General features: G+C 38.8%; 9 protein-coding genes and 1 tRNA gene. 7 read left to right on the forward strand and 3 right to left on the reverse strand.

Annotated features, from left to right (window positions below; translation table 11 throughout):
• Window positions 1-19: 19 nt before the first annotated feature.
• The 4 genes from EAX61_RS00610 (at window position 20) to EAX61_RS00625 (ending at window position 8,135) form a co-directional block, all read left to right on the forward strand.
• Window positions 20-463 (forward strand): nuclear transport factor 2 family protein, encoded by a 444-nt coding sequence (locus EAX61_RS00610; RefSeq protein ID WP_121915715.1) that lies wholly within the window; start codon window positions 20-22, stop codon window positions 461-463.
• A 166-nt stretch (window positions 464-629) separates the two neighbouring features.
• Window positions 630-1,367, forward strand: a complete 738-nt coding sequence (locus EAX61_RS00615; protein WP_121915716.1) for a head GIN domain-containing protein — start codon at window positions 630-632, stop codon at window positions 1,365-1,367.
• A gap of 111 nt (window positions 1,368-1,478) precedes the next feature.
• Window positions 1,479-4,769, forward strand: coding sequence for a VCBS repeat-containing protein (locus EAX61_RS00620; protein ID WP_121915717.1), 3,291 nt, complete (start codon window positions 1,479-1,481; stop codon window positions 4,767-4,769).
• Between the two features lie 69 nt (window positions 4,770-4,838).
• Window positions 4,839-8,135, forward strand: a complete 3,297-nt coding sequence (locus EAX61_RS00625; RefSeq protein WP_121915718.1) for a VCBS repeat-containing protein — start codon at window positions 4,839-4,841, stop codon at window positions 8,133-8,135.
• 69 nt (window positions 8,136-8,204) lie between these two features.
• Here the strand turns inward: EAX61_RS00625 and trxB are convergent, their stop codons facing one another.
• Window positions 8,205-9,185, reverse strand: a complete 981-nt coding sequence (gene trxB, locus EAX61_RS00630) for a thioredoxin-disulfide reductase (protein WP_121915985.1) — start codon at window positions 9,183-9,185, stop codon at window positions 8,205-8,207.
• A 217-nt stretch (window positions 9,186-9,402) separates the two neighbouring features.
• Here trxB and EAX61_RS00635 point away from each other — a divergent pair, with 217 nt between their 5' ends.
• The gene (locus tag EAX61_RS00635) at window positions 9,403-10,518 is read left to right on the forward strand and encodes a PQQ-dependent sugar dehydrogenase (RefSeq protein ID WP_121915719.1); all 1,116 of its coding nucleotides are present in this window, start codon (window positions 9,403-9,405) and stop codon (window positions 10,516-10,518) included.
• On the forward strand, window positions 10,519-10,953 hold the full coding sequence (locus EAX61_RS00640; protein WP_121915720.1) for a c-type cytochrome: 435 nt from the start codon (window positions 10,519-10,521) through the stop codon (window positions 10,951-10,953).
• Window positions 10,954-11,018: 65 nt separating this feature from the next.
• On the opposite strand, the gene EAX61_RS00645 is transcribed toward EAX61_RS00640, so the two are convergent.
• Entirely contained in the window at window positions 11,019-11,276 is a 258-nt protein-coding gene (locus tag EAX61_RS00645; RefSeq protein ID WP_121915721.1) for a GIY-YIG nuclease family protein, read from the reverse strand.
• Between EAX61_RS00645 and EAX61_RS16385 the strand changes: the two genes are divergently transcribed.
• The gene (locus EAX61_RS16385) at window positions 11,268-11,408 is read left to right on the forward strand and encodes a hypothetical protein (RefSeq protein WP_161555144.1); all 141 of its coding nucleotides are present in this window, start codon (window positions 11,268-11,270) and stop codon (window positions 11,406-11,408) included. The two genes, EAX61_RS00645 and EAX61_RS16385, sit on opposite strands and share 9 nt — an antisense overlap.
• Before the next feature lie 26 nt (window positions 11,409-11,434).
• Here the strand turns inward: EAX61_RS16385 and EAX61_RS00650 are convergent.
• Window positions 11,435-11,512, reverse strand: a tRNA-Pro gene (locus EAX61_RS00650).
• Window positions 11,513-11,685 lie beyond the last annotated feature (173 nt).

Below are 11,685 nucleotides of genomic sequence, written 5' to 3' on the forward strand. Positions count from 1 at the left end.
CCGAAACAAACAAACCATTATGAAACCAATCAATCTTCTTCTAAACCTGTTGCTATTTCCATTCATTGGAATGGCGCAGGTTTCTGAAGATTCTGAACTCTACAAAGACATCTATAAAGCAGATTTTGAGTTTTTTAAAGCTTACAACGAATGTGACTTAGAAACTCAGGACAGATACATCTCTGAAGATCTGGAGTTTTATCACGACTTAGGAGGATTAAGCACAAGCAAACCAGATATGCTCAAAGCATTGAAAGAAAACATTTGTAATAAAGTAAAACGCACCCTGACCGAAGGAACTTTTGAGGTACACGAAATCAAAGACTTTGGCGCTGTGGCAATGGGTAAACATAAATTTCATAACCTTGTAGAAGACTCACATTCTGAGCCTAGTAATTTTGTTACTATTTATAAGAAAACAGACGATGGGTATAAAATGACGAGGGTTATCAGTTTGCATTGACATTTCAGTTAAGGAAAATTACAGTTGGGTTTGTTTTGCTTTCGATTATGAGTAACATAATCGAAGTTTACACTGAGCGTGGCCGAAGGGCGAAAGCGTAATAAGAGCAATATTTACATCATCATCAAGATACAATCAATTAATAATCAATCAAAAATCAACCATTATGACCACACTTATTAAATTTATCGTAGGCTTAATTGCCGCCACAATGCTTACCTCTTGCGCCTTTGATATGAGCTTTGGCCAAATAAGAGGAGACGGAAACGTGCAAACAGAAAACTTCAATATTTCAGAAGATTTTGAGGGCGTACACGCCGCAAATGGATGGGAAGTTTTTATAGAAAAAGGAACTACGAATTCCGTAATCGTAGAGGCTGATCAAAACATTATAGATCACGCAGAGATTTATGTGACAGACAACATTTTAAAAGTAAAATGTGAACAGAACATAGGACGCGCTTCTTCTAAAAAAGTATTTATCACCTACACCGAAAACCTTAAAGATTTGAGAGCTAGTAGTGGCGCAAACCTAACGACAAGGGAAGTGCTCAAAGGAGAAAACCTGAACCTAGACGTTTCTAGTGGAGGGCTTATAAGAGTGGAAGCCATCGTAAGAAACATAGATGCCGAAGTAAGTAGCGGTGGCGTAATAAACGTGGCTGGAAGCACGGCAATGCTGGATGCAAAAGTATCGAGTGGAGGACTCATAAAAGGGAAAGACTTGAAAGCAAAAGACGCCAAAGCCCGCGCTTCATCCGGAGGAAATATGGATATCCAAGTGACTGATAATCTAGAAGCTCGCGCTTCCAGCGGAGGAGACATAGACTATTGGGGAAATCCTAAAAACGTGGACAAACCTAAAAAAAGCCCCTCTGGCGGAAGTGTAGATGCCAGAGACTAATATATAATTACCAATCAAAAAACCCTGTTATCATTGCTCTTGATTAACAGTAAGACCGGCTGAGAAGTCGGTCTTTTTTATTACTTTTCGCTTTTAAAAAAAGTATTAAAAATGACTCTACGTAACATCATATTTTTGAGCCTTTTAGCTACCCTTTTTTCTTGCGGGGATAGGGATACTGACGCATCAAAAATAACCCCAAAAGACAAAGACGCCTCTCTCCTATTTACCTTAACAAATCCCAACGACACTCAGCTGCGCTTTGTAAATGATGTAGAAGAAACTATGGAGGAAAACTACCTTAACTACGAGTTTATGTATAATGGTAGTGGTGTAGCCGTAGGAGATATAAATAACGATGGACTAGCAGATATCTATTTTGCAGGAAATTCTGTAAGTGACAAGCTCTACCTTAACGAGGGAGAACTCAGGTTTAGAGATATTTCTACGCCATCTGGAATTGTGCAGTATGACGGTTGGAGTACCGGTGTCACTATGATAGACATTAACGCAGATGGCTGGTTAGATATTTATGTGTGCCGCTCAGGCCCATCCAAAGATCTTAAGAAACTGACGAATAGACTTTTTATAAATAATAAGGACAATACATTTACAGAAGCCGCTCAAGAATATGGTTTACAACGCACAGAACATTCCATACAATCTGCGTTTTTTGATTACGATCTAGATGGAGATCTTGACATGTATTTGCTCAATCACCCTCCGGCAAAATTTAAATCCAAAAGTGTTCAAGAGCATATGAGAGATATGAAGTCTGGAAAAATACAGACGGACATTTTCTTTGAAAATCAAAATGGAACTTTTGTAGACGTATCAAAAAAGAGCAATCTCGTAAATTTTGGTTATCGTCACGGGATTGCTGTGGGTGACCTAAATAAGGATGGATATCCGGATTTATATATAAGCAGCGATTTTGATGAACCTGATGTTTTAGAGATAAACCAAGGTGACGGTACGTTTAAGAACGAAACAGAAAAATATCTAAACCATATCTCATTTAATAGTATGGGAAATGAAATGACAGATATTAATAATGACGGCCTCTTGGATTTGTTTGTGGTAGATATGGCATCAGATGATCACTATAGGTCAAAAGCCTATATGGCTTCTATGGATGTGACAAGATTTAAAGCCCTTACAGATAATGGATATCAGCATCAGTATATGTTTAATACGCTTCAGCTCAATAATGGTGGTGGCTCTTTTAGCGAAGTAGCACAACTTTCTGGAATTGCAAAAACGGACTGGAGCTGGGCACCGCTCTTCTTTGATATGGATCACGATGGCTTGAAGGATTTATTTATTACAAACGGTATTAAAGAAAATTTCCTATATCGAGACCTTCAAAAAGAAGTAGAAGAGCAACAAGCACAAAAGCAACAGAAAGGTGTTGTTTTGGAGGACTTGCTCAACATTGTCCCAAGTGACGTCTCAGAGAATCTTTTCTTCCAAAATAAAGATGGTCTCAAATTTGAAAAAATGTCTGGTAAATGGGCTGCTCCAAGCCTGTATAACTCTAACGGCGTTGCTACTGCAGACTTTGATAATGATGGAGATTTAGATTTTGTGACAAACAATATGGGCAGTAATGCATCATTATATATTAGTAATGCTGCAAACGGCACGGGCGGCAATTATCTTAAATTAAAACTTCAGGGACCAAGTAAAAACCCACAAGCTATTGGGGCAAAAATAGAGGTCGTTACCGCGGCTCAGAAACAATGGCACGAACTTTACTCAACAAGGGGTTACCTATCATCTGTAGATTTTCCTATGGTCTTTGGACTTGCAGATGAACAGAGCGCAACTGTTTTTATAACTTGGCCTGACGGTACACGTACAACTCACGATAACCTCTCGGCAAATACATCTCACACCATTAATTATGAAAAAGGAGCTATCGTTACAAATAATATATCAAAAACCTTACTCACTAAACAGCCTATAAAAAATAAAGGAATAGCCTTTACTCATAAGGAAGATGATTTTAATGATTATGAGGTTCAGATACTTTTACCTCACTCCCAATCTTCAGTAGGACCTTGTACTGCTCAGGCAGATATTAACAAAGATGGGTATGAAGACCTCTTTATAGGCGGTGCGGCTGGGCAATCGGGCATACTTTATCTAGGAAGTAAAGACGGTACATATATAAAGCAAAATGGCCCTTGGACGTCGGACTCAGCTCAAGAAGATACAGGAGCTATTTTATTTGATAGTGATGCCGATGGTGACTTAGACCTATATATTGTAAGCGGGGGCGCACATCAGGAAGAAGGGCATCCTGATTATAAAGATAGACTTTATATAAATGAAGGTGGTGGCGCTTTCGCGAAAGCAAATAAAAACACACTCCCCGAAACGATTGTAAGTGGTCAAGCAGTTACCGCAGCAGATATTGATAACGATGGAGACCAAGACCTTTTTATAGGTGGAAGAATAATCCCAGATAAATACCCTTACGCTCCAAAGTCTTACATACTACGTAATGCAAATGGAATTTTTTCGGCCGAAGAAATAGCCGTAAACAATCTTGTAACTAAAGCTTTATTTACAGATTATGACGGTGATGGAGATATGGATCTAATGACCGCAGGCGAATGGTCAAAGATTCAAATATTCAATAATGATGATGGAAGTTTCACAAAAGCTTCTATCCCATCATTAGATAAAACGACGGGTCTTTGGTTTGGACTAGCCCAACAGGATATAGATGGCGACGGAGATATGGATTACTTTGCAGGAAATCTAGGTCTCAATGCAAAATTCAAAACCACAGGTGGGAAAGTTTTTCATATCTATAGTGATGATTTTGATTCTAATGGAACGACAGACGTAGTCCTGAGTAGTAATTACAAAGGCAAACTCGTGCCCTCACGAGGGAGAGAGTGCTCATCACAGCAAATGCCTTTTATAACAGATAAATTTGTAGACTACAAATCTTTTGCAAGTGCAACCTTAGAAGACATTTATGGAGAAAAGCTCAATACCGCGTTACATTATCAAGCAGATAGGTTAGATAGTGTGTATTTAGAAAATAATGGAGACGGCACATTCACCATTACTTCATTACCTATGGAGATGCAATTATCGCCGCTTACTAGTTTTGCCTTTACTGACATAACCGGTGACGGTAAGAATGAGGTATTATTGGTAGGAAATCTTTATAATGTAGAGGTAGAAACAGAGCGTTATGACGCCTTTAAAGGTGGGGTACTCACATATAAAAACAATAAACTTACAACCCTGCCCTACAATCAGACAGGTTTTAAAACCGAAGGTGATAGCAGGACTGTACAGATTCTTAATCAAGGTGGGGAAAAACAAATCATCGTTACAACAAATAACGGGGCGCCTTTATTATTTGAAAAGTCAATTTAAATTTTTCAAAAAATAAAATTCATCTTCTTACAAGCTATCAATATAAGTTCTATCTAATACCATGAACCTATGAAAATTTATAATCTATTAATCGTATTTCTTTTAGTCTTTACAGTAAGTTGCTCAGAAAAATCGGATATTGAAAATGCACTTGTACAAGGAGAACAAAAATTTACACTAGTATCGCCAGATTCATCCGGAGTAGCATTTACCAATACACTTAAAGAAGATTTAAGGTTTAATTTTATTACCTACCCATACATTTATACTGGCGCAGGCGTAGCAACTGGCGACATTAATAATGATGGGCTATTGGATATTTATTTTGTGGCAAATCAAGGCGCTAATAAACTTTACCTAAATAAGGGAAATTTTAAATTTGAAGATATTTCATCCACTTCACTTACTGAAGACAACGAAGGATTTAGCACGGGTGTCACAATGCTGGACGTAAATAATGACGGCTGGCTAGATATTTATGTGTGCAAATCTGCTTCACTTCAAGACAACAATGGAAGAAAGAACAAACTCTATATCAATAATCAAGACAATACATTTACCGAAAATGCAGAAAAATGGGGTCTCGCAGATGCTGGTTTCTCTACACAGGCGTATACCCTAGATTATGATCGCGATGGTGATTTAGATATTTATGTACTCAATTATAGAGCAGATTTTTCAAATAATACCAAGATCGATGGTGCCATTCAACGAAATATAATCCCTGCCTTTTCTGATCAGTTGTATCGTAACGACGGGGACAAGTTTAAAAATGTAACGACGTCGAGTGGTCTGTCTAATAAAGCTTGGGGACTTGGAGTATCTGTTGGAGATTTTAATGAAGATGGTTATCCAGATCTCTACGTTTCTAATGACTACTTAGAACCGGATATAATGTATATAAATCAAAAGGATGGTACTTTTAAAAACGAGATACTTGAAAGAATAAATCACATATCCTTTAATAGTATGGGCTCTGACTATGCAGATGTGGATAATGACGGTTATTCTGATCTCTTTACGCTTGATATGCTAGCAGATGATCATCAACGTGGAAAAGAGAATATGGCATCTATGAGTACCTCCAATTTTGAAACTATGGTAAAAGTAGGTTACCATCATCAATACATGTCTAATATGCTGCACGTAAATAATAACGAAGGCTATTTCAAGGAGGTGGGTCAATTAAGTGGTATATCAAAAACCGATTGGAGCTGGGCGCCACTTATTGCTGATTTTGACAATGATGGGCTAAAAGATATTTATATAACAAATGGAATCTATAGAGATATTACAAATCAAGATTTTCTGAATAGAGCTAAAGAATTAAGAAAAGCCGACAAGAGTTTTACTTTAGAGCAAGTTTATGATATGATCCCATCAGAAAAACTTCCAAATTATTTTTATAAGAATTCGGGAAATTTATCATTTGATAAAAAAACCAAGGAATGGGGGCTCGAAAAACCAAGTCATAGTAATGGAGCCGTATACGCAGACCTTGATAACGACGGTGATTTAGACTTGATAACTAATAATTTTAACGAAATATCAGACATTTACAGAAATGAAAGTCAATGGAATTATTTAGATTTTGAGTTTATAAACTTCCCGAAAAATTCTTTAGGTATTGGAACTACTGTAAAGGTTTACAATAATGATAATATTCAGACGTCTACACTATTTCTTTCAAGAGGTTTTGAGTCTTCTATAGCGCCAAGATTACATTTTGGACTCGGCAACGATACAGAGATAGAGAAAATTACCGTAGAATGGCCTAACGGAAAAACTACAGAACTCAATGATGTGGCGGTGAATCAAATAATGAAGGTTGATTACAACGAAGTAAGTAAGGATGATAATGGTTTTGTAAATAATCAAAAATCCAAAAAGCCATCGGTATGGGAAACAATAGCTCCAGAAACTTTTAATATTAATTATACTCAAAAAGAAAATGAGTTTAATGACTATAATCTTCAATTATTATTACCTCATAAAAAATCTACTGTAGGCTCTGCCCTCGCTGTAGGCGACATTAATAATGATGGGCTAGATGATTTTTTTGTAGGTAATGCAAAAGATGCGACAGCTGCGCTATATATGCAATCTTCTGAGGGCAAATTTCAAGCTCACGATAATTCATTATGGGAAAAAGAAGCAGTTTATGAAGATACAGGAGCACTCTTTTTTGATGCCGATCAAGATGGAGATCTCGACCTTTATGTTGTGAGTGGAGGATATGAATTAAGGACGAATGATCCTTTACTCCAAGATCGCTTATACATTAATAATGGTGCCGGAAAATTTACAAAAAGTGAAAATCTTCCAGTAATGCTGACCTCGGGTAAGAGTGTGATTGCTGGAGACTATGATAAAGATGGAGACCTTGACCTTTTTATTGGGGGCTACGTAAAACCTGGGCGATACCCTGAAGCACCTCGCTCTTATTTATTAGAAAATAGTAACGGTAACTTTGTAGATGTTACCGAGAAGATCGCGATAGATATATCAAAAACTTCGATGATAAGTGATGCTATATTTAGTGATTATGATGGAGATGGCGATTTAGATATAGTAACTGTCGGAGAATGGTCGCCCATTAATACTTACGAAAATAATAACGATAAATTTGAGAAAGTTGTGCTTCCGGCATTTGACAAAACTAGCGGCTGGTGGCAAAGCATAACTGCATCAGATGTAGATAATGACGGCGATGATGATTATCTTGTTGGTAATTTAGGAGCCAATAATAAATTTCACCCTTCGCAGAAAAAACCTTTGCATATCTACGCAAAAGATTTTGACAAAAACGGCTCTTTTGACATTGCAATGAGCAAAGTAAATAATGGTAAACTAGTACCCGTAAGAGGTAAAGAATGTAGCTCTGAACAAAATCCTTTTCTCCTGGAAAAAATAGGAACTTACAAAGAATTTGCGAGTAATGATATGGCTGGAATATATGGTTCGGAGGAGTTAGAAAGTGCCCTTCACCTGTCCACCGATGTAATGGAAACTGTATTTATAGAAAATCTAGGAAAAGGATCTTTTACGGTCAGAGCACTACCTCAAACAGCTCAAACAGGACCTACAATGGGAAGTGTTTTTCTAGATGTAGATAATGATGGGAAAAAAGATATTTTAGGTATTGGAGCTATATATGACGCAGAGGTTGAAACCATACGATATGATAGCAATTTTGGATACACCTTAAAGAATACAACTGATGGCTGGAAGACCCTTTCATCTGAGTACCAACCGATGCTTAAAGGTGATTATAAGAATATTGAGACCATTAATATAAAAGGAGAACAGCATATTATCGCTATAGCTAATAATGCTCCATTAAAAATTATAAAAAGGAAAAGCTAATTCTCTTTGCTACTTAATTAGTCCTAAATAATAGATAACGTTATTTAGGACTAATCAAAAGCTATCAAATTAATATGTAGAGTTCACTCCAGCCTTGTCGCGAGGAAATACCTCAGAAGCTGCTAGGTAACGTTCTGCATCCAGTGCGGCCATACAGCCTGTTCCTGCAGCGGTAATTGCCTGGCGGTATACGTGATCTGCTGCGTCACCAGATACGAATACACCATCTACATTTGTTTTTGCCGTTCCAGGTATATTTTTAATATAACCCGTAGCATCTAAATCAAGATAATCTTTAAAGATGTCTGTGTTAGGTTTATGCCCTATAGCCACAAAAAATCCAGTCGCAGGTATTTCGTGGGTTTCTTTTGTCTTATTATTTACCACACGTACTCCAGTAACAACTTGACCGTCACCTAGAACTTCTTCGGTTTCTGTGTTGAATAGGATTTCTATATTTTCTGTGTTTCTCACACGAGCTTCCATAATCTTTGAAGCTCTAAATTCATCACGACGCACGAGCATTGTCACCTTCTTACAAAGCTTAGACAAATAGTGTGCTTCCTCACAAGCGCTATCCCCTGCTCCTACAATGACCACTTCTTGATTGCGATAGAAGAATCCGTCACAAACGGCGCAGGCAGAAACGCCACCTCCTAGTTTAAGATACTTTTGCTCAGACTCTAAGCCTAGATACATCGCACTTGCGCCTGTAGAAATAATCACGGTATTTGCGTGTATTTCCTTATCTCCATTTACCCAAGCCTTATGCACTGGTCCAGTAAAATCTACTTTGGTAATCCATCCGTCTCTCACATCAGTATCAAAACGTTCGGCTTGCTTCTGGAGTTGGATCATCATTTCAGGTCCCGTAACCCCATCCACATATCCTGGAAAATTCTCTACTTCATTTGTGGTAGTGAGCTGTCCACCTGGTTGAGTTCCTTGATATAATACCGGTTTCATATTTGCTCTAGCAGCATAAATAGCCGCTGTATATCCTGCAGGTCCCGATCCTATGATGAGACATTTTACGTGTTCTACTGACATAATTTTGATTTTGTACGCTTTCGCGAAAGCGTTATAAAACACCTTCTCAAAAAACATTAAAATTAGACTACAAAAGTAGGATTTATAACCCGTTCCTTACAAAGAAGTTATTAAGAAAACCAATGCTTTTATCATCAAACTCGATAACGTTAGGACTCTGTTAACAACTCGACAAATATGCCGATTAATACCTATTTTGTAGCCAAATTGAAACCAGATGAAAACTAAATTTACATATCTACTCCTCTTACTTTTAGGGAGTATCGCTTGCGCACAAGAGGCACGAGAAAATGATGTACCCCTAACATCAAATACAGATTACACTTATGAAGTCATTGTCCCTGAGCTCACAAACCCCTGGGGAATGGATGTTTTACCGGATGGCAGTATGCTTATTACCGAAAAAAGTGGCGACATCATTCACTTTAAAGATGGGGTAAAAAATATGATTTCTGGCGTTCCTGAGGTTGTAGACAGAGGTCAGGGAGGACTGCTAGACATCAGATTGCATCCAGATTATTCAAGTAATGGATGGTTGTATATCACCTACTCCTCTCCTGAAGGTAAAGAAGACGGAGCAATGACAGCTCTTATGCGCGCCAAACTTGAGAATGGAGCACTAACAGATAAAAAGATATTGTATAAAGGAAGCCCTAATACGAGGAAGGGTCACCATTTTGGCTCAAGAATTCGTTTTGACAAAGATGGATACCTGTTCTTTTCCATAGGAGATCGTGGAGAACGTGATGAGAATCCGCAAGATATTACTCGTGATGGTGGTAAGATATATAGACTTAATGATGACGGAAATGTTCCTCAAGACAATCCATTTGTAGGGGCGCTCAATGCAAAGGAGTCTATCTACTCGCTAGGACATCGCAACCCGCAAGGGATGGCTGTGCATCCTGAGACCGGACAAATATGGGTACACGAACACGGACCTCGCGGTGGCGACGAGATAAACGTCCCAAAAGCAGGCAAGAATTATGGATGGCCAGTTATTTCTTATGGAATAAATTATAGTGGTACTACCTTTACCGAAATCACCGAAAAAGAAGGAATGGAGCAACCATTATATTACTGGGTACCTTCTATTGCACCTTCGGGGATGGCATTTGCTCACAATACTGGTGATGACCATTTAGATGGAAATCTACTGATCGGATCACTCAAATTTGAATATCTGGAACACGTTATTCTTAAAGACGATAAAGTGGTTGCTAGAGAGAAACTACTGGAAGACGTAGGCCGTGTGCGCAACGTTATCACCCACAACGGAACAGTTTATGTAGGTGTTGAGGGCAAAGGAATTTTAAAACTGGTAAAGAAATAAATGAAGTTCATCATAAGTAGTATCGCGGTAGGAATTTTGAGTGTTTACGCTTTCGCGAAAGCGGACTCCTCACCGCATACAACATACACCACCCAAACCCCACTTGAAGCCTCCATAACCCGTGGCGCCGAAGTATACAATGATTTTTGCATACAATGTCACCTAGGCAAAGGCGAAGGAGTAGAAGGCACGTTCCCGCCACTTGGGAAATCTGACTGGCTCACTCCAGAACGTTACAAAGAAGCCATTCAAGTTGTGAAATATGGTCAGAACGGAGAGATTACAGTAAACGGAGTTACCTATAACGGTGTGATGGCAAATCTAGGCCTCTACGATGATGAAGTGGCAGATGTTATGAATTACATTATGAACAACTGGGGGAATACGCAAGAGCAAATGGTTACGGAGGAAGAGGTGAAGGGAATTACGGAATAGTGCCCTAAATCTTTATACATAAATAAAAAAATGCATCCGCTCTGGATGCATTTTTTGTAGCACATTCAATGCTCTTCCATCGAATAACCTAAATCTGCCAAGTATCTTCTTGCCCCTCTTGATTTAATTTTACTTTCTATTTTTCGAGCTACAGACCTGTCTTCAACTTCACATTGCCAGATTACTTCCCAAGGCACACCTCCTTTAGTGGACTTTACTTGCCCAGAATTATGTCTTTTGAGTCTTGATGCTAGATCAGCCGTCTCCCCTACATAAAAGCGATTTCTGGATTTACTATAAAGTATGTAATTGGAATGTGGCATCGTCAAAATAAAAAAGGTCGCCCAGCTCTTTCGGGCGTGGCAACCTCTGATTGGGTAGACCACGCTTTCGGGCGTGGCGACCTCTGGTCGGGTAGACCACGCTTTCGGGCGTGGCGACCTCTGGTCGGGTAGACCACGCTTTCGGGCGTGGCGACCTCTGGTCGGGTAGAGAGGATTCGAACCTCCGATCTCTGGTCCCCCAGACCAGCACTTTAACCGGACTAAGCTACTACCCGTAATTCAATAAACAAAGACAGAAACAAATCCGATCTTCCCGCCACAAGCGGGACACTTTAACCGGACTAAGCTACTACCCGTAATTCAATAAACAAAGACAGAAACAAATCCGATCTTCCCGCCACAAGCGGGACACTTTAACCGGACTAAGCTACTACCCGTAATTCAATAA

This window comes from Dokdonia sinensis, from assembly GCF_003688895.1.
Taxonomy (GTDB): Bacteria; Bacteroidota; Bacteroidia; order Flavobacteriales; family Flavobacteriaceae; genus Dokdonia; species Dokdonia sinensis.

Excerpts from the sequence above, each read along its gene's own strand:
- EAX61_RS00625 (WP_121915718.1), top strand. The coding sequence starts at position 4,839 with ATGAAAATTTATAATCTATTAATCGTATTTCTTTTAGTCTTTACAGTA.
- EAX61_RS00615 (WP_121915716.1), top strand. The coding sequence starts at position 630 with ATGACCACACTTATTAAATTTATCGTAGGCTTAATTGCCGCCACAATG.
- EAX61_RS00620 (WP_121915717.1), top strand. The coding sequence starts at position 1,479 with ATGACTCTACGTAACATCATATTTTTGAGCCTTTTAGCTACCCTTTTT.
- EAX61_RS00635 (WP_121915719.1), top strand. The coding sequence starts at position 9,403 with ATGAAAACTAAATTTACATATCTACTCCTCTTACTTTTAGGGAGTATC.
- EAX61_RS00610 (WP_121915715.1), top strand. The coding sequence starts at position 20 with ATGAAACCAATCAATCTTCTTCTAAACCTGTTGCTATTTCCATTCATT.
- EAX61_RS00645 (WP_121915721.1), bottom strand. The coding sequence starts at position 11,276 with ATGCCACATTCCAATTACATACTTTATAGTAAATCCAGAAATCGCTTT.
- EAX61_RS00640 (WP_121915720.1), top strand. The coding sequence starts at position 10,519 with ATGAAGTTCATCATAAGTAGTATCGCGGTAGGAATTTTGAGTGTTTAC.
- trxB (WP_121915985.1), bottom strand. The coding sequence starts at position 9,185 with ATGTCAGTAGAACACGTAAAATGTCTCATCATAGGATCGGGACCTGCA.
- EAX61_RS16385 (WP_161555144.1), top strand. The coding sequence starts at position 11,268 with ATGTGGCATCGTCAAAATAAAAAAGGTCGCCCAGCTCTTTCGGGCGTG.